This is a genomic window from Blastococcus haudaquaticus, assembly GCF_900230285.1.
Lineage (GTDB): Bacteria > Actinomycetota > Actinomycetes > Mycobacteriales > Geodermatophilaceae > Blastococcus_B > Blastococcus_B haudaquaticus.
The window spans coordinates 394,784-418,846 of sequence record NZ_OCNK01000001.1; the positions used below are offsets into that span (position 1 = coordinate 394,784).

At 74.0% G+C, this 24,063-nt stretch carries 20 protein-coding genes; 11 read left to right on the forward strand and 9 right to left on the reverse strand.

Annotated features, from left to right (window positions below):
- Window positions 1-158 precede the first annotated feature (158 nt).
- Window positions 159-1,664, reverse strand: coding sequence for a phospholipid carrier-dependent glycosyltransferase (locus CRP30_RS01895; protein WP_143278385.1), 1,506 nt, complete (start codon window positions 1,662-1,664; stop codon window positions 159-161).
- 290 nt (window positions 1,665-1,954) lie between these two features.
- On the opposite strand from CRP30_RS01895, the gene CRP30_RS01900 reads away from it, so the two are divergent.
- Together CRP30_RS01900 and CRP30_RS01905 are read left to right on the forward strand one after the other, a co-directional pair.
- Window positions 1,955-3,643: an LCP family protein gene (locus CRP30_RS01900; RefSeq protein ID WP_235003117.1), complete on the forward strand. Its 1,689-nt coding sequence runs from the start codon at window positions 1,955-1,957 to the stop codon at window positions 3,641-3,643.
- 89 nt (window positions 3,644-3,732) lie between these two features.
- Window positions 3,733-4,536 carry a TIGR03089 family protein gene (locus CRP30_RS01905; protein ID WP_097182273.1) on the forward strand — a complete coding sequence of 268 codons (804 nt, stop codon included), beginning with the start codon at window positions 3,733-3,735 and terminating at the stop codon, window positions 4,534-4,536.
- 54 nt (window positions 4,537-4,590) lie between these two features.
- Here CRP30_RS01905 and CRP30_RS01910 read toward each other — a convergent pair whose 3' ends face one another.
- From CRP30_RS01910 to CRP30_RS01925, 4 genes are all read right to left on the reverse strand, one after another.
- On the reverse strand, window positions 4,591-5,781 hold the full coding sequence (locus CRP30_RS01910) for an acyltransferase family protein (protein WP_097182274.1): 1,191 nt from the start codon (window positions 5,779-5,781) through the stop codon (window positions 4,591-4,593).
- Between the two features lie 182 nt (window positions 5,782-5,963).
- Window positions 5,964-7,118 carry an acyl-CoA dehydrogenase family protein gene (locus CRP30_RS01915; RefSeq protein WP_097182275.1) on the reverse strand — a complete coding sequence of 385 codons (1,155 nt, stop codon included), beginning with the start codon at window positions 7,116-7,118 and terminating at the stop codon, window positions 5,964-5,966.
- On the reverse strand, window positions 7,111-7,659 hold the full coding sequence (purE, locus tag CRP30_RS01920) for a 5-(carboxyamino)imidazole ribonucleotide mutase (RefSeq protein WP_439647015.1): 549 nt from the start codon (window positions 7,657-7,659) through the stop codon (window positions 7,111-7,113). Before purE ends, CRP30_RS01915 begins: the two co-directional genes overlap by 8 nt.
- Entirely contained in the window at window positions 7,656-8,918 is a 1,263-nt protein-coding gene (locus CRP30_RS01925; RefSeq protein WP_097182276.1) for a 5-(carboxyamino)imidazole ribonucleotide synthase, read from the reverse strand. Before CRP30_RS01925 ends, purE begins: the two co-directional genes overlap by 4 nt.
- Before the next feature lie 80 nt (window positions 8,919-8,998).
- Between CRP30_RS01925 and CRP30_RS01930 the strand changes: the two genes are divergently transcribed.
- From CRP30_RS01930 to CRP30_RS01940, 3 genes are read left to right on the forward strand one after another with little or no spacing between them, the layout of a single operon-like run.
- A complete protein-coding gene (locus CRP30_RS01930) occupies window positions 8,999-9,532 on the forward strand; it encodes a GtrA family protein (protein ID WP_097182277.1) in 534 nt (177 codons plus the stop codon).
- 16 nt (window positions 9,533-9,548) lie between these two features.
- Window positions 9,549-10,295 carry a class I SAM-dependent methyltransferase gene (locus tag CRP30_RS01935; RefSeq protein WP_097182278.1) on the forward strand — a complete coding sequence of 249 codons (747 nt, stop codon included), beginning with the start codon at window positions 9,549-9,551 and terminating at the stop codon, window positions 10,293-10,295.
- A 1-nt stretch (window position 10,296) separates the two neighbouring features.
- Window positions 10,297-11,646, forward strand: a complete 1,350-nt coding sequence (locus tag CRP30_RS01940; protein WP_097182279.1) for a glycosyltransferase family 2 protein — start codon at window positions 10,297-10,299, stop codon at window positions 11,644-11,646.
- A 45-nt stretch (window positions 11,647-11,691) separates the two neighbouring features.
- On the opposite strand, the gene CRP30_RS01945 is transcribed toward CRP30_RS01940, so the two are convergent.
- The 4 genes from CRP30_RS01945 to CRP30_RS01960 form a co-directional block, all read right to left on the reverse strand.
- Entirely contained in the window at window positions 11,692-14,652 is a 2,961-nt protein-coding gene (locus CRP30_RS01945) for an AAA family ATPase (protein ID WP_097182280.1), read from the reverse strand.
- Entirely contained in the window at window positions 14,649-15,797 is a 1,149-nt protein-coding gene (locus CRP30_RS01950; protein ID WP_097182281.1) for an exonuclease SbcCD subunit D, read from the reverse strand. Before CRP30_RS01950 ends, CRP30_RS01945 begins: the two co-directional genes overlap by 4 nt.
- A 157-nt stretch (window positions 15,798-15,954) precedes the next feature.
- Window positions 15,955-16,506 (reverse strand): PH domain-containing protein, encoded by a 552-nt coding sequence (locus CRP30_RS01955; RefSeq protein ID WP_097183068.1) that lies wholly within the window; start codon window positions 16,504-16,506, stop codon window positions 15,955-15,957.
- A 74-nt stretch (window positions 16,507-16,580) separates the two neighbouring features.
- A complete protein-coding gene (locus CRP30_RS01960) occupies window positions 16,581-17,423 on the reverse strand; it encodes a biotin--[acetyl-CoA-carboxylase] ligase (RefSeq protein WP_097182282.1) in 843 nt (280 codons plus the stop codon).
- Window positions 17,424-17,494: 71 nt separating this feature from the next.
- Between CRP30_RS01960 and CRP30_RS01965 the strand changes: the two genes are divergently transcribed.
- From CRP30_RS01965 to CRP30_RS01990, 6 genes are all read left to right on the forward strand, one after another.
- On the forward strand, window positions 17,495-19,123 hold the full coding sequence (locus CRP30_RS01965) for an acyl-CoA carboxylase subunit beta (RefSeq protein ID WP_097182283.1): 1,629 nt from the start codon (window positions 17,495-17,497) through the stop codon (window positions 19,121-19,123).
- Window positions 19,120-19,338, forward strand: coding sequence for an acyl-CoA carboxylase epsilon subunit (locus tag CRP30_RS01970; protein ID WP_097182284.1), 219 nt, complete (start codon window positions 19,120-19,122; stop codon window positions 19,336-19,338). The genes CRP30_RS01965 and CRP30_RS01970 overlap by 4 nt, the downstream gene beginning before the upstream one ends.
- Complete coding sequence (locus CRP30_RS01975; RefSeq protein WP_097182285.1) at window positions 19,335-19,943, forward strand: Maf family protein; 609 nt, start codon at window positions 19,335-19,337, stop codon at window positions 19,941-19,943. Before CRP30_RS01970 ends, CRP30_RS01975 begins: the two co-directional genes overlap by 4 nt.
- A gap of 85 nt (window positions 19,944-20,028) precedes the next feature.
- Window positions 20,029-21,717 carry a hypothetical protein gene (locus CRP30_RS01980; RefSeq protein WP_143278386.1) on the forward strand — a complete coding sequence of 563 codons (1,689 nt, stop codon included), beginning with the start codon at window positions 20,029-20,031 and terminating at the stop codon, window positions 21,715-21,717.
- Window positions 21,714-22,214 carry a hypothetical protein gene (locus tag CRP30_RS01985; RefSeq protein ID WP_097182287.1) on the forward strand — a complete coding sequence of 167 codons (501 nt, stop codon included), beginning with the start codon at window positions 21,714-21,716 and terminating at the stop codon, window positions 22,212-22,214. Before CRP30_RS01980 ends, CRP30_RS01985 begins: the two co-directional genes overlap by 4 nt.
- 90 nt (window positions 22,215-22,304) lie before the next feature.
- Window positions 22,305-24,062: an acetyl/propionyl/methylcrotonyl-CoA carboxylase subunit alpha gene (locus tag CRP30_RS01990; protein WP_200814498.1), complete on the forward strand. Its 1,758-nt coding sequence runs from the start codon at window positions 22,305-22,307 to the stop codon at window positions 24,060-24,062.
- Window position 24,063 lies beyond the last annotated feature (1 nt).

Below are 24,063 nucleotides of genomic sequence, written 5' to 3' on the forward strand. Positions count from 1 at the left end.
CCGCGGATGTCGAGCGGCCGGCTTCGCGCGCCTCCAGAAACGAGGCGCGCGCGCCGGCGTCGAGGCCCGCGGCATGGACGTGATCCAAGGTAGGTGACGACGCCGTCACGTAGCGTCTCCGACCCGCCGATTACGAACCCTTCGCCGGTGTGACCTTGCTAGGTCAGCGAGCCGACCGCAGGGCGCACCGGCGGTGGCTGCTCGGCCGCCGCAGGGGCCTCGGCTCCCCGGTCCCGCGACCAGGACCGGGAGGCCAGCGCGGCTGCCACTGGCAGCACCACCAGGAGCGGGAGCCCGTACCGGTGGTCGTACACCGCGGTCGCCGACGGGACCGCCACCAGCGCGACCCCGGCGACGACGCAGAACACTGCATCGAGGTTGTCCCGCCAGCGCGGCCGCCGGCGGTGCGGCACGAGGCCGGACAACCCCACGACGACGAGCCCGCCCAGCAGGAAGTCCGGCGTGTGGACCCAGTCCTGGTAGCGCGCCAGGACGTCGGCCGGCGCGGACCGCAGGACCGGTTCCACCGGTTCGAGCTCGAAGCCCTGGCGCGACAGCTGTGCGGGGCAGTCGAGCGGGCCGGCCGCCTCATGGGTGTGCGAGGCGGGGAACCACCAGTAGGCGGCGCAGGAGTCGTGGGCACCGGCCGTGCGGCCGGGGAGGAAGTAGTCAGCCGTCCGCCCGGCCGTCCCGCCGAGGTACTCCATGGCCTGCCCGCGCAGGACGAGTTCGGAGAACTCCCGCAGGTCCTCGTCGGTGTACCGCCCGCTGTTGGCCGGGCTGTCCGGGTGCCACACGAAGAAGTCGGGATTGGGTCGCTCCTCCTCCGGACCGTCGGGGCAGAGGCCGCGCAGCCCGGCCGGGACGTCCACCTTCTCGCAGTCGGCGAACGGAGCGACCCGTCCGTAGAGGAAGTGGCCGGTGTAGTCGCTCAGTGCGTAGACGCCGGTGTGCCCGTGGAACCAGACGACGTAGGGCAGGACCACCGCGGCCATCCCGACGGCCGTCGCCGCGACGGCCGTCCAGCCGACGGTGCGCCGCACCAGCCGCACGAGGAGGTAGAGGCCGACGACACCGATGACTGCGAGCCCCACCGTGCGCGTCAGCAGCCCGAGTGCGAGGACGGCGCCGGCCGCGCCCGCCGCCCACCACGGCGGCCGCTCGTGCCACAGCACGAGCACAACGGCGATCGCGAGCAGCAGCACGTAGAGGGAGTCGGCCATCACGTAGTGCTCGAGCATCACGACGTAACCGTCGAGCAGCAGGGGCGCCACGGCCAGGCAGGACACCCACCGGCGCACCCCTCGGTGCTGCAGCAGGGCGTACACCAGGACGGCGGCGACGACCCCGAGGACGTGCTGGACGACGACGAGGTACCGGAAGCCCAGGAAACCGTCGACGAGCGCGAGGAAGCCGGAGTAGCCCCAGGTGCGGTGCACCTCGGCGTCGCCGGTGCGGGCCACCTCCAGGTAGGAGAACGAGTCCGCGAAGGAGAAGGCCGGCACGTAGGCGAGGGTCGCGAGCACCCGGAGCGCGACACCGAGACCGACCAGGGTCAGGAGACCGGCGTGCCGGACCGCGGCCCGACCGAGCCGGGTGACCACGCCGCGGCCGACCCGGCGGAGGCGGCCCGGTCCGGCGCCCTCCTCCGGGCTTCTCGGCATGCCCGCGAGGCTAGCAACGCCCCGGCCCGGCCTGCCTGCGGAGCGGTGGTGAGCCGGTTCCGCCCCGGGCGATGTCACGGACCGGTCCCGCTGGGGCGGCTGGGTCCGATGTGAATACCCGTGCCCCAGGGGAGTTCCGTGGCGTCCGGCAGCGGGTGTCGGAAGGTCCCGGGGCGACGTCAGCATGCTTACCATCGGATCCAGCCGATCGGCCCAGCTCCATCGCGGCCGGCGAACGACACGGTCGGGCCAGACCGATCCGATCCCAGTCCCCGAACGTGAGGAAGCCGGTGAGCCGACAGCGCGACCCGCAGGTGATGCCGGCCGGTGGCCCGGCACTCCCGCCGCGCCTGGACCCCCGCGCCGGCCGTCCGCCGCGCCCCAGGACCACGCGTCGCGGCGGCGAAGAGCTCCGGCGACCGGCAGCTGCCGGCGGGGCACGCCGTGGCGGACGCGACGCGGCCACCACGCACGACCACCACGCCCGCGGCTTCGGTCAGACCCTCGGCCTGACCGTCCTGAACACGATCCTCCCCGGCACCGCCTTCCTGGCGGCCGGCTACAAGAGGACCGGCGCCCTCCTGCTCGCCGCGTTCGTCGCACTCGTCGCCATGGGCGCCTATCTCGCGACGGCCGGCCAGGAGCTCGCCGTGCGGCTGGCGGTCAGCCCCACCGGGCTGCTCCTGATCATCGCCGCGGTCGTGGGCCTCGCCATCGTGTGGTCCCTCACCGTCATCGCCGGCTACCGGGTCCTGGCCCCTGACTCCACGACCGGCGGCCAGCACGTCCTCGGCAGCGTGCTCGTCACCCTGCTGGCACTGGGCGTCGCGGCGCCGGCGTTCGAGGCCGCGCACCTCGCGTCGGTCCAGCGCAACCTCATCACCGGCCTCTTCGGCGACGACGTGGAGTCCGCGACCGTCCCCGAGGCCAAGGCCGACCCGTGGGCCGACAAGGAGCGGGTCAACATCCTCCTGCTCGGCGGTGACGGCGGCGACGGCCGGACCGGCGTCCGCACGGACACGGTGATCGTCGCGAGCATCGACACGCAGACCGGCGCCACGACGACGTTCAGCCTGCCGCGCAACCTCGAGGAGCTGCCGTTCCCCGAGGACAGCCCGCTGCACGACGTCTACCCGGACGGGTTCGACGCGGGCAGCGAGAGCGAGAGCCTCCTCAACGCCGTCTACCGGAACGGCCCGGCCGCGCACCCGGACATCCTCGGCCCGACGGACAACCCCGGGGCGGACTTCCTCAAGCTGGGTGTCGGCGAGGCGCTGGGCCTGACGCTCGACTACTACGTCCTGGTCAACCTCGACGGTTTCAGCCAGCTGATCGACGCGCTCGGCGGCATCACGGTGAACGTCAACTACTTCGTGCCGGTCGGTGGCGACCCGGGAACCGGCTCGCTGCCCGACGACTACATCGCGCCCGGACCGAACCAGCACATGGACGGCACGCGCGCTCTGCAGTACGCCCGCGGCCGGTTCGGTCTCTCGGACTACCAGCGGATGGACCGTCAGCGCTGCATGATCAACGCGATCGTCGGAGCCGCGGACCCCATGACCATGCTGAGCCGCTACCAGCAGATCGCGGCGACGACCCAGGACATCGTGAGCACCGACATCCCCCAGGCCGTCGTCGGTGACTTCGCGGACCTGGCGCTGAAGGTGAAGGACGCCGGCATGCAGAGCGTCGTCTTCGACGACTCCGTCATCCGGCCCGCGTACCCCGACTTCGACCTGATCCGGTCGACGGTCCAGGACGCCCTCGCCGCGACCCCGTCGCCCACGCCGACCCCTGCGGAGCCCGCCCCGGCGGGCGGGGCGACGACCGGGACCGGCGGCGCGCCGGCTCCGGCACCCACGGAGCCTGCTCCGGCCTCGGAGTCCCCGGTGACCAACGCCGCCGACGCCTGCGCCTACGACCCGGTGGCGGCCAGCGAGGCCCTCGAGGAGGGCGAGCCGCCCACCCGCCGCTGAGTCCACCCCGCCGCTGAGCCCGGCCGCGCGCCGGGCTCGGCGCCCCCGCGGTCGGGCTCCGTCGCTCGCGACCTGGGATCCTGGGCGGCATGCGTGTCGCCGGACCTGCCGCCCTGCTCGCGAACGCCCGGGACCGTGACCCGGCCCGGCCCCTGCTGACGCACTACGACGACGCGACGGGTGAACGGGTCGAGCTCTCGGCCTCGACCCTGGACAACTGGGTGGCCAAGACGGCGAACCTGCTGCAGGACGAGTTCGACATCGGCCCCGGCAGCACCGTCGCCGTCGCCCTCCCGGTGCACTGGCAGACCGCCGCGGTCCTCCTGGGGGCGTGGAGCTGCGGGGCCACCGTCGTCGACACCGCGGCCGAGGACGACGGCCGGCTCACCGGCGTCGACGTCGTCCTCGCCGAGCGGGAGCGGCTCCCGGCGATCGAGGAGACCACCGACGCCGAGCTCCTCGGCCTCTCCCTGCACCCGCTGGGGGCGGGGATGACCGGGTACGCCGGGCAGGCCCGCGACTTCGCGCTCGAGGTGCGGACCGCCGGCGACCGCTTCGTGCCCTACGGCGTGCTCGACCCGGCCGCCCCCGGCCTGGTGGCCGGAGCGCTGGAGCTGACCCTCGGCGGCCTCGTGGAGGCGGCCGGGGAGCTGGCGGGCCGGCTCGGGATCGTGGCCGGGGACCGGGTCATGGTCGACGAGCGGACCGCCGCGGAAGCAGGGCCGGTGGCCTGGCTCCTGGCACCGCTGGCCGCCGGCGCCTCGCTGGTCCTGTGCCGCCACGCGGTTCCGGAGGCGCTCCCGGGCCGTGCCGCGACGGAACGGGTCACCGCCACCCTGGGCTGCCGGGTGGACGGGGTCCGCGAGCTAGGCCGGCCGGCCGAGGCCGGCTGACCCGTTGCGCCCCGGGCGCGCGGCCTGCGACGGCCCGGCCGGGGGTGCGCGGCGTCAGCCGCGGTGCGCGCCCACCGGGCGTGCGCCGACCGCCCGCGGGGACGGGAGGGCGCCACCGGCGAATGTGGCCGGGACGTCAGCCTGCGGGGCGACCGGCGGCGTGGCCGGCGCCATGGCCGGCGGCACCACCGGGGACCTGCGCCGCCCGGGTCGCGACACGAAGCGGCGGCCCAGCTCGATACCGGGCTGCTCCACCCACCGGTGCACGAGGTCGGCCATGACCGCGGAGCACAGCACCACGGCGACGGCGGAGAGGAGCCGCGGGGTGCCGAAGACGGGCACCAGGGTCGCGAGGGCCCAGCCGGCCACCTGCTGAACCAGGTACAGGGAGTAGGAACGCTCCCCCCACCACCGCATCACGCGCCCGCCGAAGACCCGGGTCAGGGCGGGCAGGGCGACCAACGAGGGCAGGATCAGGCCGACCATGACGCCGTAGCCCATGATCACCAGCGGCTCGCCGCCGGCCGCGCGCACGAGCGACGGGACCGCCAGGTGGTAGACGGCGAAGGCCGCCCAGCACAGGGCCGCGGGCAGCGGGCGGGCCAGCGCGGCGACGCCCGGGAAGGTCCGGCGGTCGTGCATGAGGACGGCGACGAGGCAGCCGACGGCGATGACCAGGTAGTGCACCGCGTAGTGCCCGACGACTCCCCAGAGGGCGGCGCCGACGAGGAAGATCGCGGCCAGGAGGCCGAGGCGGTGGCGGCGCACGGCCGGGATCCAGGGGAGGAAGGCCAGCAGGGGCCAGACCAGGTAGAACCGCTGCTCGATGGCGATGGTCCAGGTGTGGCCGTAGAAGATGTCGCCCAGGTGCAGGTCGCTGTTGAACGTCAGGTACCAGGGCAGCGTCTCGGCCACCTCGCGGGAGGCGAACTCGCCGCGGGCGACGAAGAGGGCCACCAGCAGCGCCAGGACGAACAGGTACGCGGGCCAGATGCGGAAGATGCGCCGGACGTAGAAGTTCCGCAGGCTGATCCGCCCGTTCCGCTCCTCCTCGCGCAGCGCCAGGGTGGTGATGATGAAGCCGGACAGCACGAAGAAGACGTGCACGCCGAGCCAGCCCGACGCCCAGGCGAACGACGGCCCGCCGAAGTGGAACATGACGACGGCGACCGCAGCGATGCCCCGCACCCCGTCGAGGGACGCGAACCGCCGCGCCTCCCGGAACTGGTCGTAGTCGAAGGGCAAGCCCGCACTCCCGCCGTCAGGGTTCACCGCGCGCGGCGACTCTCCGTGGTCGAACCGAACCGGTCCGTCGCGGTCACCCTAACGGCGGGTCGGCGGAAAGGCGTCCGGAGCGGGGCGCACCGACCTCCGGTCACCCTCCTGTCACACGAGCCCCACCGGATGGTCGGAGCCCGTGCCCACGGTCAGCGCAGCAGCGAGCGGGCGATCACCATGCGCTGCACCTGGTTGGTGCCCTCGTAGATCTGGGTGATCTTGGCGTCGCGCATCATCCGCTCGACCGGGAAGTCCTGGGTGTAGCCGGCGCCTCCGAAGAGCTGCACGGCGTCGGTGGTCACCTGCATCGCGACGTCGGAGGCGAAGGCCTTGGCCGAGGCGGACACCCGGGTGACGTCGGGCCGGCCGGCCTCACCGGCGGCGGCAGCGACGTACACGAGGTGCCGCGCCGCCTCGATCTTCATCTCCATGTCGGCGAGCATGAACTGCACGCCCTGGAAGCTGCCGATGCTCGTGCCGAACTGCTTGCGCTCCTTGACGTAGGCCACCGATGCGTCCAGGGCGCCCTGGGCGACGCCGACCGCTTGCGCCCCGATGGTGGGCCGGGTGAAGTCCAGGGTCCGCAGCGCGGTCTTGAAGCCGGTGCCGGGCGCGCCGATGATCCGGTCGGCCGGGATCGTGCAGTCGGTGAAGTACAGCTCGCAGGTGGGCGAGCCCTTGATGCCCATCTTGCGTTCCTTCGGGCCGACGGCGAAGCCCGGGTCGTCGCGGTGGACGGCGAAGGCGGAGATGCCGTTGGCCTTCTTCTCGGGGTCGGTGACCGCCATGACCGTGTACCACTCGGAGATGCCCGAGTTGGTGATCCACGCCTTGGTGCCGTTGAGGACCCAGGAGTCGCCGTCGAGACGGGCACGGGTCGTCATCGCGGCGGCGTCGGAGCCGGCCTCCCGCTCCGACAGGCCGTAGCTGATCATCGCGTCGCCGGCGGCGATCGGCGGCAGGACCAGCTGCTTCACGGCCTCCGAGGCCGACAGGATGATCGGCATCGAGCCCAGCTTGTTCACGGCCGGGATCAGCGAGGCGCTGACGTCGACCCGCGCGACCTCCTCGATCACGATGCAGGTCGCGATCGCGTCGGCACCCTCGCCGCCGTACTGCTCCGGGATGTGGGTGGCGTGGAAGCCGGCGGCCGTCAGTGCCTTCTGCGCCTCGACGGGGAAGCGGGAGTCCGCGTCCACCTCGGCGGCGAACGGCGCGATCTCCCGCTCGGCGATGTCGCGGACGGCCGCCCGGATCGCCTCGTGCTCCTCGGTCAGGGCGTAGAGCCCAGCGTTGTTACCCACCGGTAGATCGTAAGCCCGCGGACGCCTGGTCCGAAGCGAGACGCTCCTGCAAGGTGAGGTCCCGCGCCGCCACCTGGTCGGCCAGGTCCGCCTGGAAGCGCTCGACCGCCGTCCGCAGCGTGTCATCGGACGCCGCGAGCATGCGGACGGCGAGCAGGCCGGCGTTGCGCCCGCCGTCGATGCCCACCGTCGCGACCGGCACCCCGGCCGGCATCTGCACGATCGACAGCAGGCTGTCCATGCCGTCCAGCCGGCCCAGCGCCCGGGGGACGCCGATGACGGGCAGCGGCGTCGCGGCGGCGACCATGCCGGGCAGGTGGGCCGCTCCCCCGGCGCCGGCGATGATCACGCGGATGCCGCGCCCGGCCGCCGTCTCCGCGTAGTCGAGCATCCGGCGCGGGGTCCGGTGGGCCGAGACGACGTGCGCCTCGTACGGCACGCCGAACTCCTCCAGCGCCTGGGCCGCCGGCTCCATGACGGGCCAGTCGGAGTCGCTCCCCATGACGATGCCGACCACGGGGTCCCCACTCGGGCCGGTCACGTCTCTCCCCTGCGCTCGATGACTCGGTGCTCCTGATCGACGGCGTCGTGGTCGAAAGCGTCGTGGTCGAAGGCGAACGCCTCGTCGACGACGCCGTCCGCGAGGTAGCGGGCGGCGGCGACGGCCCGCGACCGGACCTCCGCGACGTCGTCGCCGAGAGCCGTGACATGGCCGAGCTTGCGGCCCCGCCGCTGTCCCTTGCCGTACCAGTGCAGCTTGACGCCGGGCCAGTGCGCCATGAAGTGGTGGATGCGCTCGTCGAGCGGCGGCCCGGACCAGCTCTCCTCGGCTGCGGCCCCGCCCAGCACGTTGGCCATCACGACCACGGGGGCGGTCATGGCCGTCTCGCCCAGGGGGTAGTCGAGGACGGCGCGCAGGTGCTGCTCGAACTGGCTGGTGCGCGCACCCTCGATGGTCCAGTGCCCGGAGTTGTGCGGCCGCATCGCGAGCTCGTTGACCAGCACGCCGTCAGCGGTCTCGAACAGCTCCACGGCGAGCATGCCGACGACACCCAGCCGGTCGGCGATCCGGATGGCCAGCTCCTGCGCCGCCGTGGCCCGGTGCTCGGCGAGGCCGGGGGCCGGGGCCACCACCTCGGCACAGACCCCGTCGCGCTGGACCGTCTCGACGACGGGCCACACCGCCACCTGGCCGAAGGGCGAGCGGGCCACCTGTGCGGAGAGCTCGCGGACCATCGCGACCCGCTCCTCGACCAGGAGGACGCCGTGGCGCTCGAGGAGGTCCGCCGCCTCGTCGGGCCCGCGGACGACGAACACGCCCTTGCCGTCGTACCCGCCCCGCGGGGTCTTGAGGACGACCGGCCAGCCGACCTCGTCGGCGAAGGCGGCCACGTCGTGCACGGTGCGCGCCTCGGCCCAGGCCGGCTGCGGCTCGCCGGCCGCGGCGAGCGCCCGCCGGAGCACCAGCTTGTCCTGTGCGTGGACCAGTGCCGCCGGCCCCGGGGCGACGCGGTGGCCGGCCGCCTCGAGCGCGCGCAGGTGCTCGGTCGGCACGTGCTCGTGGTCGAAGGTGAGCACCGTCGCGCCGTCGGCGAGGCGCTGGAGCGCGGCGAGATCGCGGTGGTCCCCCAGCTGCACGTCCGCGGCGACGAGGGCGGCGGACTCCGCCGGGTCGGTGGCCAGCACCCGCAGCGACTGGCCGAGCGCGATGGCTGCCTGGTGCGTCATCCGCGACAGCTGTCCCCCGCCCACCATCGCCACCACCGGCAGGGCGATCGGCGGGAGCGGCTGGTCGACCATGGCGCACCCAGGTTACGGGGCGGCCCCTCACCGGTCCGCGCCAGCCGGTGTCCGACCGGTGCACCTCGTAGGGTCGTGGTGTGTCCGCCCCCGCCCCACGGCCGCCCCTGCACACCCGAGGGCGCCTCCTCGTCAAGGAGCTCGGCGCCTTCGGGGTGGTCGGCGCCGTCAGCTTCCTGATCGACGTCGGCCTCTTCCACGTGTTCTACGCCAACGCCGGGCTGGGCGCGGTGACCGCGAAGCTGCTGGCGACGGCCGTGGCCATGACGGTCGCGTTCGCGGGCCACCGCTACTGGTCGTTCTCCCATCGCGCCCGCACGGGCCTGCGCGGTGAGTACCTCCGCTTCTCGGTGATCAACGGGGGCACCCTGCTGCTCGGGGTGCTGACGATCGCGGTGGTGCGGCACCCGCTGCAGCAGGAGAGCGCCCTGGTGCTCCAGGCGGCGAACATCGGTTCCATCGTCGTCGGCACGGTCATCCGCTACCTCGGCTACCGGGCGTGGGTCTTCCCGGCCGGGGACGACGTCCCGGCCGTCCCCCGGACGGGCGAACCTGTCAGCGCCGGCGGGGATCCGCCTGGCGTCCGCCCGGCGCCGCCTAGCATGACCAGCTGACGGCGAAGGGATATCCATGACCGGACACGGCCCGACTCCCGACCTCGGACGCCCGCTGGGCGACTCCGCGCTGCAGAGCCGCACGCTCGAGTCCGTCGCCTCCGCGGTGAACTACCACACGTGGCTGACCGATCTGGCCCGCCCGCACCTCGGGGACCACCCCGTCGAGATCGGGAGCGGGCTGGGCGACTACGCGTGCCGGTGGCTCGACGCCGGGCTGCCGGAGATCACCGTGACCGAGGCCGATCCCGACCGACTGGCGGTGCTGCGCTCGCGGTTCGCCGGCCGCGACGACGTGCACGTCCGGGCGATGAACGTGCTGGCCCCGCAGCCGGCCGCGCACTCGGCCCTGGTCGCCGCCAACGTGCTCGAGCACATCCCGGACGACGTCCGGGCCCTGCGCGCCGCGCACGAGGTGCTGCGGCCCGGGGGCTCGGTGGTGTTGATCGTCCCGGCGTTCCAGTTGGCGATGTCGCGGTTCGACAGGGAGGTTGGACACGTGCGCCGGTACACCAGGAAGAGTCTGCGGACGGCCTTGACGGCGGCCGGGCTGGTCGTCGACGAGGTCCGCTACATCGACGTCCCCGGCCTGTTCGCGTGGTTCGTGGGCATGCGCCTGCTGCGGATGCGCCCGGGTGACGGCGCCCTGCTGACGGTGTGGGACCGGATGGTCGTGCCCGCCACCCGCTGGGTGGAGGAGCGGGTCGGCGCTCCCTTCGGCAAGTCCGTGTTCGCGGTGGCCCATGTGCCGGAGGTGGCCTGAGATGACGCTGTCCGATCGACGACCGGAGATCGACCCGCAGGCGGCAGGTGCGTACCGGATCGAGGGCAACCGGGTCGCGGACCCTGAGCAACTCGAGCTGACCGTCGTCCTCCCCTGCCTGAACGAGGCCGAGACCCTCGAGGTCTGCGTCCGGAAGGCCCGCCGCTCGATGCAGCAGCTGGGCATCCGCGGGGAGGTCGTGGTCGCCGACAACGGCTCCACCGACGGGTCGCAGGCGATCGCCGAGGCGGCCGGAGCGCGCGTGGTCGCGGTGCCGCGGCGTGGCTACGGCGCCGCCATCCGAGGCGGGATCGAGGCCGCGCGCGGCCGCTACGTGCTCATGGCCGATGCCGACGACAGCTACGCCCTCGACGACCTCGAGCCCTTCATCCGTGAACTGCGCGCCGGCGCCCAGCTGGTCATGGGCAACCGCTTCCGGGGCGGGATCGCGCCCGGTGCCATGCCCTTCCTGCACCGCTACCTCGGCAACCCGGTGCTCTCCTGGGCCGGCCGGCACTTCTTCCGCGTCCCGATCGGCGACTTCCACTGCGGCATGCGCGCCTTCGACCGCGAGGCCATCCGCGCGCTGGGGATGCAGACCGACGGCATGGAGTTCGCCAGCGAGACGGTCGTCCGCAGTGCGCTCGCCGGGCTGCGGATCACGGAGGTGCCGACCACTCTCCGGCCCGACGGGCGCAGCCGCGCCCCGCACCTCCGGACGTGGGTCGACGGCTGGCGCCACCTGCGCTTCCTCCTGGCGTTCAGCCCGCGCTGGCTCTTCCTGTACCCGGCCGTGACGATGCTGGTCGGCGGCCTGCTGGGGCTCGCCCTGCTCTCGGCGGGGACCGTCGTGGTGGGCGGCGTCGCCTTCGGCATCCACACCATGCTCGCCTGCGCCACGCTGGTCGTCCTCGGCCTCCAGGTCGGTGGCCTTGCTCTGGTTTCCCGGGCCTACGCGTGGCGGCTGGGGCTGCTCCCCCGCAGTCCACGGCTGGAGAAGTGGTTGGAACGGGTCACTCTGGAGCGGGGTCTGGTCCTCGGGTTCGTCTCGGTGCTGCTGGGCATCGCGGCGTTCGTCGTGGCGCTGGCGACGTGGGGCTCGCAGGGGTTCGGGCAGCTGGATCCGGTCCAGACGATGCGGCTGCCCATCATCGGGATGGTCCTGGTGGTCGGCGGCACGCAGATCGCGGTCTCCGCCTTCGCCGTCAGCCTGACCGGCGTCGGGCAGGCTTCGTCGGACGTCGCGCCGCCGGCTCCCGGAAGGACCGTGGTCATGGAGGGCAACACGGTCGCGACGACGGAGGCCTTCGCCGCCGACGACGTCACCGGTCGGGCGACCGCCGCGCGCTGAGCAGCGCCGGCCCCGGCCGGACGGCTCCCTCGGGACGGCTGGGGGTCAGCCCGCGAGCCGCGATCCGTGGCGGCCCGCGATCACCTCGATCCGCGTCGGGATCCGGGTGCGCAGCTCCTCGAGGTGGCTGATGACTCCGACGGTCCGGCCTCCGCGCCGCAGCTCGTCCAGCACCGACATCACCGCGTCGAGCGCCTGCGCGTCGAGCGTGCCGAAGCCCTCGTCGACGAACAGGGTGTCGATCTGGACGCCGCCCGTCTCCGCGGTCACGACGTCGGCCAGGCCGAGCGCCAGCGCCAGGGAGGCCATGAAGCTCTCGCCGCCGGACAGGGTCTTGGTGGCCCGTCGGCAGCCGGTGTACTCGTCGAGCACGTCGAGGCCGAGGCCGCCGCGGGCACCGTGCCGGCCCTGCGCGTCGCTGTGCCGGAACGTGTAGCGCCCGCCGGACATGTCCTGCAGCCGCTCGCTGGCCGCCTCGGCCACCTGTTCCAGCCGGGCCGCCAGGACGAAGGACTGCAGCCGCATGCGAAGGACGTTCGCGCCGCGTCCGTTGACCAGGTCGGCGAGCTCGCTCACCTGGTCGAACGCCGACCGTCGTTCGTCCAGCTCGACCTGCAGCGCCGTCACGTCGCCCGCGAGGGACCGCAGCCCCCCGGCACTGCGACGGGCGCGGTCGAGCTCGGCCGCGGCGTCGTCCCGCAGGCGGGCTGCCTCCGCGCACCGCTCCCCCAGCACGTCCAGGTCCGGGCGCGGTCCCAGGTCGGCGAGGTCGGGGGCGGCCACGGCCGCCTGGGCCACCGAGAGGGCGCGGTCGTGCCCGTCGATGCGGCGGTCGAGAGCGGCCAGCCGGCCGGTGTCGAGCAGGGCCTCCGCGGCGGCCAGCACGTCGGCGAAGCCGGCCTCGACCACCCGTTGCCCGGCCGCCGTCCGCGCCACCTCCTCGGCGGTCCGCGCCCGGAGCTCGTCGGCCTCGGCGGCGACGACCGCCTCGCACCGCTCGGCCTCGGTGGTCAGCCGGGCGATCCGGGAGGGCAGATCGGCGTCGTCGCCCCGAGCGGCGGCCAGCTCGGCCGTCAGCTCGTCGCGCGCCGTAGCAGCGGCGGCGAGCTCGGCCGACCGGGCCTGCACCTCCTCGCGGTCGGCGGCCAGCGCCGCAGCGGCCGCGTCGCGCTCGGACACCAGCGAGGCCAGCCGGGCGCGCGCCGCCGGGAGTCCGGCGGCGGCGGCCTCGGCCTCGCGCACAGTCCCGGTCAGCTCCTCGACCAGTGCCGCCTGCTCGGCGATCGGCCGGTCGCCGGCGCGTGCCCGCAGGGCGGCCAGCTCGCGCTCCTGGCGCTCCACCACGTCGGCCGCCCGGGTTGCGGCGGTCTCGGCGACGTCGACGGCCGCGCGTGCCACCTGCTCGTCGGCCGCCGTGACGACCGGTCCGCCGGGCTCCGCGGGCCGCGGGTGCTCGGTGGCCCCGCAGACGGGGCAGTCGGCTCCGTCGGCCAGGCCGGCCGCCAGCTCCGCGGCCATGCCGTCCAGCCGCTGGGCGCGGAGGGTCACCCAGTGCTCGCGGGCGTCGACCCACGCCTCGCGCTGGCGGGCGGCGGCCCCTCGCGCGTCCACCACCGAGCGCTCCAGCCGCTCCGCGGACCGCGCCGCGGTCAGGGCCGACGTGGCCGCCGTCAGCCGGTCGTGCAGCCCCGGCAGGCGAGCGGCGGCGTCCTGGGCCGCGACGACGGCTGCCTCCTGCTCGCTGATCCGGGCGGGCCGGCCGGCCAGGGCCTCGGCGGCCTGCGCGCAGCGCGCGTGCAGCCGGGTGAGGTCGCCCTCGAGCCGCCGCACGCGCCGGGCGAGACCCGCCGCGCGCTCCACCTCCGGCAGCAGGGAACGCACCGCCGCCGCCTCGTCGCGCAGTTCGCGGGCGAGCAGGCCGTCGGCCTCCCTGCCCCGGGACACCGCGGCCCAGGCGGCACGGGCGGTTTTCAACGACTCGAGTGCCTGCTCGGCCTCGAGTGCACGCCGGCCGGCGGACTCCAGGACGTCGCGCAACGGCTCGGCCCGGCGGCCGGCGTCCCGCTGGGCCCGGAGCGGCGTCAGCGCGGGCTCCTCGGCGGTCAGTCGCTCCAGTTCCGCCCGCGCCCGGTCGCGGCGCACGTGCCGCTCGGCCAGCGCCCGGGCGGCGCTGATCTCGGCGTCGACCGCGGCGGTCCGCGCCTCGGCCTCCTCGGCCGCCCGGACGGCGGACGCCAGGCGGCTCTCCGCGGCGGCGCGCAACTGGGCCACCCAGCGGTCGATGCCGGTGCCGGGGCCCGCCCCGGCGAGCTCGGGCGCCAGCTCCTCGGGCACCTCGTCGTCGGCGACCTGGGCCAGCCGCGCGAGGAGGGCGCCCATCCGGTGCCGCACGGTGTCCAGCCGCTCGCGGGCCGCCGAGCGCTCACCGGCCAGCCAGTCCTCGACCTTCGCGAAGCGGCCGACGTCGAAGAGCGTGCGCAGCAGCCGTCCGCGGTCCTCCGGCTCCGCCCGCAGGAACCGCGCGAAGTCGCCCTGCGGCAGCAGGACGACCTGGCAGAACTGCTCCGCGGACAGCCCCAGCCGGATCCGGAGGTGCTCCGAGCCCTCGTCGATGCGGGTGCTGACCGGAGCCCACTCCCCGCCGGTCCAGCGCTGCACCGTGAGCTTGGCCTGCTCCGTCGTCCAGCCCGTGCCGCGCTTCTTGGGGCGCTGCTGCTCGGGCCGCCGGATGACGCGCAGCCGCTCCCCGGCCAGAGTCACCTCGCAGGAGACCTCCGTGCGGGTCGCCGCATCGGCGTGGTCGCTGCGCAGCCGCTTCTCCTCGCCGCGCGCCCCGGGCACGGTGCCGTACAGCGCGTAGACCACGGCGTCCAGCAGCGTCGTCTTGCCCGCGCCGGTCGGCCCCCAGAGGAGGAACAGACCGTCGCCCGCGGCCTCGTCGAGGTCGACCTCGACCGTCCCGGGGAACGGCCCGAACGCGGTGAGGGAGAGCGTGTGCAGCCTCATCCGTCCGCCTCCGCCCGGGCGGCGGCCACCAGGGCCCGGCCCAGCAGGTCGCGCTCGGCCGGCGTGGCCCGGACCGCTCGGACGTGGCTGACGAACTCCCCCACGACATCGAGGTCGCTGCGCCCCCGCAGGCGCTCCTGGTAGCTGCGGGCATCCACGGCAGCACCGGAACCGGTCCACTCCAGGTGCACGCAGTGCGGGAACCTGGTCTGCAACCGGCGCATCGGGTCGGTGGGACGGACGGGATCGGTCAGCCGCGCGGAGACGAAGTGGCCGACGGCGTCGTCGTGCGCCGGATCCTGCAGCAGCGCGTCCAGCTCACCGGTCAGCATGGTCAGCGGCCGCGGCGTGGGCAGCGGCACCGGGCGGACGTCGGCCAGGCCGGCGGCGTCGAGGTCGACCAGCCACGCCTGCTTCTGCTGCCCTGCCTCGCCGAAGGAGTAGGCGAGCGGCGAGCCGCTGTAGCGGAGTCTCGGGCTGAGGGTCTGCGGCCGGTGCAGGTGGCCCAGGGCCACGTAGTCGACCCCGTCGAAGACGCCGGCGGGGACGAGGTCCACCCCTCCGACGCTGATGTCGCGCTCGCTGTCGCTGGGCTGACCACCGCCGACGAAGGCGTGCGCGAGCACCACCGACCGCGCGCCCGGGCGCAGGAAGAGGTCGGACCGCACCCGATCCATCGCCTCGGCGAGCACCGCCTCGTGGCTGCGGGCCGCCGGCAGACCCAGCTCGAAGCGGGCCACCTCCGGCTCCAGGAAGGGCAGCCCGTAGATCGCCACGTCACCGTGCTCGTCGGCCAGGAGGACCGGCTCGTCCAGCATCGGGATCTCCGACCTGACGTGCAGCCCACCGGCGGCCAGCAGCTCGGAGAAGGCCCCGAGGCGGCGCGCGGAGTCATGGTTGCCCGGCGTCAGCACCACGACGGCACCCGCCCGGCGGAGCCTGGCCACCACACGGCTGAGCACGGCCGTCGCGTCCGCCGACGGGACGGCGCGGTCGTACACGTCACCCGCGACGAGCACCACGTCGACCCGCTCGGCCGCGACCACCTCGGCCAGGGCGCCGAGGACCTGCTCCTGCTCGGCGAGCAGCTCGGTGCCGTGCAGGGAGCGCCCGATGTGCCAGTCGGAGGTGTGCAGCAGGCGCATGCCAGGGACGGTAGGCGGAGCCACCGACAGAAGCGCTGCGGACTCGCCGTGACGGACCGGTCCCGGACCGTCGTCCCGAGGCCGGTGCGCCCCTCGGGACGCACGGGTCACGGGTGCCGAGCCGCCCCGGCCGTCACCGTCACCGTCACCGTCACCGTCACCGGGCGGACGGTCCGCCGTAGTACTCGCCGACGTACCCCGCGCTCTCCTGCGCCCGGCGGTCGGCGTCCTCCTCGATCATGTGGTTGAGCAGTTGCTGGACGCCGTCGCTGTCGGGGATCTGGCGCAGGACGGTGGGGCCACTGTCACCCGCCGACTCGATCGTGAGCGTGCCGGAGTTGATGATGCGGTCCCAGAGCGTCTGCGTGTAAGCCACGTCGGTGATCCGGGAGAGCCCGATGTCCCGGCCCCTGCGCGCGAGGATCCCCTCCCGGAAGAGCAGCCGGTGCGTGGTGACGACGTAGTGCGTCGTCCGCCACCGCAGCAGCGGGACGAGGACGGTGACCAGCAGCAGGACGACGGCGACCGCCAGCACAAGCATCCGGAGCAGGCCCTGCTGGCGCCCGACCGGGATCGCGGCCGTACCGAAGGACGCCGCACCGACGATCAGCAGCAGCCGCAGGACCGGCCAGAAGACGGTCAGCCAGTGCGGATGGAGGTGCCGGACGACCTCTTCGTCCTCGGCGAGCAGCTTGTCGGGATAGGACATGCCGCCAGGATGACCCAGGGCGCACGCGTCGTCGGCCATTCCGGTCGCCCGGGGCCGGGAACGGCTCTCCGCCGTCACACGCGACGCACGTGCCGCACGTCGCCCGCCGCCAGCTCGACCTGCCCCTCGGCCGTGTCGACGACGAGCCGGCCGTCCCAGTCGACCGCCGTCGCGGTCCCCTGGAGGGAGGAGCCGTCCGGGAGGCTGACGGCCACCTCGGTGCCGACCGTCGACGACCACGCGAGGTAGTCCGCCGCCAGCCCGGAGGAGACGGGGTCGCCGAGCGCCGCCGTCCACCTCCGGTAGCGCCGTTCGACCGCCCGCAGGAACGCGAGGAGGACGGGCGCGCGGTCGACGGTCGAACCGGTGACGCCGGACAGCGACGTCCCCGTCCCGGGCAGCTCGTCCGCCGTCGTGGACACGTTCAGCCCGACCCCGACCACCACCGCCGTCGGGCGGGTGGGCGAGCCGGAGCTCTCCGCCAGGATCCCCGCGAGCTTGCGGCCGTCCAGGGCCAGCAGGTCGTTGGGCCACTTCAGCGACGCACGGACCCCGGTCACCTCCCCGACCGCCTCACCCAGTGCGACGCCGGTCAGCAACGGGAGCCAGCCCCTCCGTGCGGCGGGCACGTCGGGCCGCAGCAGGAAGGACACGGTCAGCCCCGCACGCGGCGGGGAGGTCCAGATCCGGTCGAGACGGCCGCGGCCGGCGACCTGGTGCTCGGCGACGAGCACCAGCCCCTCGGGCTCGTCGGCGGAGGCGCGGGCGATGAGGGCCGCGTTCGTGGACCCGATCTCCGGGACCACCTCGAGGGACCGCCACAGGCCGCCGTCCCGCGTGAGGGCAGCGGACAGGGCGGGGCCGTCGAGCGGCGGCCGCTCCAGATCCGACCATCGAGGTGAGGGCGTGTCGGGCACTCCCTTACGCTACGGGCCGTGATCGCGCCCGCGAGGGCGCGTACGAGCGCCAGCGAGGAGACCGAGACCGCGTGAGTGCCGCCGAACTGGAGAGCGCCGGGGAGAACGTGCCCGCCGACATCGACATCCACACGACCGCCGGGAAGCTGGCCGACTTCGAGCGCCGCGTGCAGGAGGCCACCCACGCCGGCTCCGAGCGCGCCGTCGAGAAGCAGCACGCCGCGGGCAAGATGACGGCGCGCGAGCGCATCGAGGCGCTGCTCGACCCGGGCTCGTTCACCGAGTTCGACGAGTTCGCACGCCACCGCTCGACGAACTTCGGCATGGACGCCAAGCGCCCCTTCGGCGACGGCGTCGTCACCGGCTACGGCACGGTCGACGGCCGCCCCGTCGCGATCTTCTCCCAGGACGTCACGGTGTTCGGCGGCAGCCTGGGCGAGGTCTACGGCGAGAAGATCGTGAAGATCCTGGACTTCGCCGTGACGAACGGCTGCCCGGTGGTCGGCATCAACGAGGGCGGCGGTGCCCGGATCCAGGAGGGCGTGGTCTCCCTCGGTCTCTACGGCGAGATCTTCCGGCGCAACGTGCACGCCTCGGGCGTCATCCCGCAGATCTCGCTGGTCATGGGCCCCGCGGCCGGCGGGCACGTCTACTCCCCCGCCCTGACCGACTTCGTGGTGATGGTCGACAAGACCAGCCAGATGTTCATCACCGGTCCCGACGTGGTGAAGACCGTGACCGGCGAGGACGTCACGCTCGAGGAGCTGGGCGGCGCCCGCACGCACAACACGAAGTCCGGCGTCGCGCACTACCTGGCCGAGGACGAGACCGACGCCCTCGACTACGTCAAGGCGCTGCTGTCCTACCTGCCGAGCAACAACCTCGACCCGCTGCCGGCGCTGGAGGTGGCGCCCGTCGACACCGTCCTGCCAGACGCGCTCACCGACTCCGACCTCGAGCTGGACACGTTCATCCCCGACTCGACCAACACGCCCTACGACATGCACACCGTCATCGAGCACGTCGTCGACGACGGCGAGTTCCTCGAGGTGCAGCCGCTGTTCGCGCCCAACATCCTCATCGGGTTCGGCCGCGTCGAGGGTCGCCCGGTGGGCATCGTCGCCAACCAGCCCACCCAGTTCGCCGGCACGCTCGACATCGACGCCAGCGAGAAGGCAGCGCGGTTCGTGCGCACCTGCGACGCCTTCAACATCCCGGTGCTCACCTTCGTCGACGTCCCCGGCTTCCTGCCCGGCACGTCGCAGGAGTGGGAGGGCATCATCCGGCGCGGGGCGAAACTGATCTACGCCTACGCCGAGGCGACCGTCCCCAAGGTCACGGTGATCACCCGCAAGGCCTACGGCGGCGCCTACGACGTCATGGGCTCCAAGCACCTCGGCGCCGACGTCAACCTCGCCTGGCCCAGTGCGCAGATCGCTGTCGTCGGGGCGCAGGGCGCGGTCGGCATCCTCTACCGCAAGGAGCTGGCGGCGGCCGAGGACCCCGACGCCCGCCGCGCCGAGCTCATCGCGGAGTACGAGGACACCCTCGCCAACCCCTACATCGCCGCCGACCGCGGTTACGTCGACGCCGTCATCGCGCCGTCCACGACGCGGGTGCAGGTGACCAAGGCGCTGCGGGTGCTGGCCAACAAGCGGCAGACGCTGCCGCCGAAGAAGCACGGGAACATCCCGCTGTGAGTGACGACCAGCGACCCCTCCTGCGCGTCCTCCGTGGCGAACCCACCGCCGAGGAGCTCGCCGCCCTGGCCGTCGTCGTCGCTGCCCTGTCGCAGCGGCGGGAACGACACCGGCCGACGCCGGTGGGCGCCTGGGCCTCCTACGCCGACGGCCACCGTCGTGCGCTGCAGGTTGGTGCCGGCGGCTGGCGCGCGTCCGGCAGGTTCGCCCAGTGACCAGCGACCGCAGGCTCGTCCTCGCGTCCGCCTCCCCCGCCCGGCTGTCCCTGCTCCGTCAGGCCGGTCTCGCGCCGGAGGTGGTCGTCAGCCACGTCGACGAGTCCACCGTGACGGCCCCGCGCGTCGCCGAGCAGGTGGCCCTGCTCGCCGCGGCGAAGGCGACGGCGGTCGCCAAGCAGGAGAAGGACGCCCTGGTCATCGGCGCGGACTCGCTGCTGGAGTTCCACGGCAGGCCGCTGGGCAAGCCGGCCGACGCCGCCGAGGCCCGCGACCGCTGGCAGCGGATGGCCGGACGCTCCGGCATCCTGCACACCGGGCAGGCCCTCTTCGACGTCCAGGACGGCGTCGTGGTCGGCCGGGACATCGCCGTGGCGTCCACGGTCGTCTACTTCGCGACGCCGACGCCACCGGAGATCGAGGCGTACCTCGCCAGCGGGGAGCCGCTGGCCGTGGCCGGCGCCTTCACCCTCGACGGCCTCGGGGCACCGTTCGTCCGCCGCGTGGAGGGGGATCCGGCCGCGGTCGTCGGCCTGTCGCTGACCGTGCTGCGGACCCAGCTCGCCAAGCGCGGACTCGCGATCACCGACCTCTGGCGCCGCTGACGCCCCCTGCGTCACACCGGCCCCAGTCGCGCGGCCGCACGGTCCGGCGCCGTGTGACAGTGGGGCGACGGGGGTGGGCATGTCCATGCGTTTGATCAGGTCGTTCGTCGCGCTCGCGGCGGGCGTGGCCATGGTTGCGGGCGGCACGGGGGTGGCTCAGGCCGATCCCGGCTTCACGGTCGTGGTCGAGGGCCACGCCGAGGCCGGCGCCCGGGGGACGACGGCCGGCATCGCCCTGCTGGACCGCGCCACCGGCAGCTACGCAGACAACGGCGCCAACGCCCGCCTCCGGTTCGGCTCCGCGTCACTGGTGAAGCTGTTCATCGCCGACAGCATGCTGCGCCGGGCCGCGCACGGCCAGATCGCGTTGAGCCAGGCGGACCGGAACTCCATGGCCGTGATGCTCCGGTCGTCGGACGACCCGATCGCCAGCAGTTTCTGGAGTCGCTTCGGCGGATCCAGCATGGTCAGCGACGTCGTCGGCCGCTACCAGCTCACCGAGACGACGCCTCCCACCAACCCCCGTTACTGGGGGATGACGCAGATCTCCGCGCACGACATCGCCATGTACTACCGCGGGCTGCTGGACGGGACCGGCGGGCTGTCCCCGAGCGACCGCGACTTCATCGTGGCCTGCCTCCGCCAGGCCACCTCACACGGCACCGACGGCGTCTACCAGTGGTTCGGGCTGCACGACGGGCTTCCCCGTGAGTCCGCGGTGGGTGTGAAGCAGGGCTGGATGTCCGGCGTCGACAGCCACATCTACCGGCATTCCGCCGGCATCGTCGGAGCCGACTCCCGGTACGTCGTCGTGGTCCTCGGCCGCGATCCCGCCGGAGCCGGCTCGGCGCACACCGTGGCCGCGGTGAACGGCGTGGTCCAGAAGATGTTCCCCGGCGGCCTCATCCCCCGCGTGCAGGGCGGGATCGGCGACACCTACTACGCGACGGGGGGCCCGCGCGGCGGCCTGGGCCTGCCACGCAGCGAGGAACTCCCGGCGACCGGCGGCGCCTGGCAGTTGTTCGACAAGGGCCGCATCTACTGGTCACCGGCCACGGGAGCGCACTTCGTGTGGGGCTCCATCCTGACCGCCTGGGAAGCCCAGCGGTTCGAGAACGGACGCCTCGGCTACCCGACGACCGACGAGCGGTACGCCGCCGGCGGCGGGGCGTGGACCGCGTTCCAGGGCGGCCGCATCTACTGGTCGCCCGCCACCGGGGCGCAGTGGATCAGGGGCGGGATCCTCGACGTCTGGGCAGGTCAGGGCGCCGAACGCGGCCCGCTCGGCTTTCCCGTGACCGGCGAACTGCCCGCGTCCGGCGGCGCGTGGCACGCCTTCCAGAACGGCCGCATCTACTGGTCGGCGGCCACCGGGGCCCACTGGCTCAACGGGCCCATCCTGGGGGCCTGGCAGGCCCAGCGGATGGAGAACGGCCCGCTCGGTTACCCGACCAGCGACCCGCGGCAGGTGGCCGCGGGTACGCGCGTCGACTTCCAGCACGGCAGCCTCACGCTGAGGCCCGACGGGCGGGTGGTCGAGGAGCGCGCCGTGAGCGCCACCTCGCGCGCGGCGGAGGACACGGCGGCATCCGCGACGACGCCGGCTCCGTCCACTCCGTCCACCGGCGCCCCGTCCACCGCCGCCCCCTCCACCGGGGCCCCCTCCACCGGTGCCCCCTCCACCGGTGCACCGTCCACCGGGGCTCCGTCCACCGGGGCTCCGTCCACCGCGAGGCCGGTGCCGACCGGCACGGACGGCGACGGGACCCCGTGACGCCGCTGCGCTCGACGGCTGCCGCGGCCGCCGTGGCCCTCGGACTACTGGGCATCTCCGGCTGCACGGACTCCGGTGACGACGCGGATGCCGGCCCGGCGTCGGCCACCCTCACCGCACCCGTGACCCCTCCGGCGCCGTCCCTCGCCGGAGAGGAGGAGGCAGGCGCGCTGTCCAGGCTCCCGGAGGGGACGGCGACGGGCACGGCCGTGATCGCCTACTCCGGCCTGGGCGAGCTGCGGGCACCGTTCAGCGGGACCTGCTCGCACGCAGGCGACGCCACCGTGGTCGAGGGCTCCGCCGACACCGCGCGCATCCGCCTCGAGGCGGAACCGGAGGGCGTGCAGCTCACGCTGGACGACGTCGACCTCTCCACGTCGTCGGACCTGGCGACCGGCCGGTACGACGTCTCGGGCGCCCACCTCACGCTTGACGCACCCCTCGCGCACGACGCCCAGACGGTCGGCTCGGTGCAGCTGGAGGTCGACTGCGGCTGACCCGGCCCGATCCGTCCCCCGCACCTGGCGCGGTCGGCCGCCGGCGCACTGGCTAGGCTGCGGCTCGGTCGAGTCGAGGGAGTTGCACCGGTGCAGAAGGTCCTGATCGCCAACCGCGGTGAGATCGCGGTGCGCGTGGCGCGTGCCTGCAAGGACGAGGGTCTGACCAGCGTCGCCGTCTACGCCGACCCCGACCGGGACGCGCTGCACGTGCGGGTGGCCGACGAGGCCTTCGCCCTGGGCGGCACCACGCCCGGCGACTCCTACCTGGTGATCGACAAGATCCTCGACGCCGCGAAGCAGGCCGGCGCGGACGCCATCCACCCCGGCTACGGGTTCCTCTCCGAGAACGCCGACTTCGCCCAGGCCGTCATCGACGCCGGGCTGACCTGGATCGGCCCCTCCCCGGACGCCATCATCGCCCTCGGCGACAAGGTGAAGGCCCGCCACATCGCCACCAAGGCCGGCGCGCCGCTGGTGCCCGGCACCAAGGACCCAGTGGGCGGCGCCGACGAGGTGGTCGCCTTCGCCGAGGAGCACGGCCTCCCGGTCGCGATCAAGGCGGCGTTCGGCGGCGGTGGCCGCGGGCTGAAGGTGGCCCGCACGATCGAGGAGATCCCCGAGCTCTTCGACTCCGCCGTCCGGGAGGCGGTCTCCGCCTTCGGCCGCGGGGAGTGCTTCGTCGAGCGGTTCCTGGACAAGCCCCGGCACGTCGAGGCCCAGGTGCTGGCCGACACCCACGGCAACGTGATCGTCGTCGGCACCCGCGACTGCTCACTGCAGCGGCGCAACCAGAAGCTGGTCGAGGAGGCCCCGGCGCCCTTCCTCACCGACGAGCAGCGGGAGCGCATCCACTCCTCCGCCAAGGCGATCTGCGCGGAGGCCGGCTACCACGGCGCCGGCACCGTCGAGTACCTGGTCGGGGTCGACGGCTCCATCTCCTTCCTCGAGGTCAACACCCGCCTGCAGGTCGAGCACCCGGTCAGCGAGGAGACCTCCGGCCTCGACCTGGTCCGCCAGCAGTTCCGCATCGCCCGCGGCGAGGCCCTCGAGATCACCGAGGACCCCACCCCGCGCGGGCACAGCATCGAGTTCCGGATCAACGCCGAGGACGCCGGCCGCAACTTCATGCCGGCGCCCGGCCCGGTGGACCGCCTGGAGATCCCGCAGGGCCCCGGCGTGCGGTGGGACTCCGGTGTGGAGACCGGCGGTGAGGTGGCCGGCGCCTTCGACTCCATGCTGGCGAAGCTGATCGTCACCGGTGCCACCCGCACGGAGGCACTCCAGCGCGCCCGCCGCGCCCTGGACGAGCTGGTGGTCGAGGGCATGCCGACGGTCATCCCGTTCCACCGGGCGGTCGTCCGCGACGAGGCGTTCACCAGTGAGCCGTTCACGGTGCACACCCGGTGGATCGAGACCGAGTGGGACAACCAGGTGCCGCCCTACGACGCCGCGCCGTCCGAGAAGGACGAGGAGGCGCCCCGCCAGACCGTCGTCGTCGAGGTCGGCGGACGGCGGCTCGAAGTCTCCCTGCCCGCGGGCCTGGCTGCCGGTGGCGCCGCTCCCGGGGCTGCCGCCAAGCCCCGCAAGCGTGGAGGTGGCGGCAGCGGCTCCGGCGCGTCCGGCGACTCTCTCACCGCACCCATGCAGGGGACGATCGTGAAGGTCGCCGTCGAGGACGGCGCGACCGTCGAGGCGGGCGACCTCGTCGTCGTGCTGGAGGCGATGAAGATGGAGCAGCCCATCACCGCGCACAAGGCCGGCACGATCTCCGGCCTGTCTGCGGAGGTGGGCGCCGCCGTCACCAGCGGCGCCGTCCTCTGCACCATCGCGGACGCCGCCGAGTAGC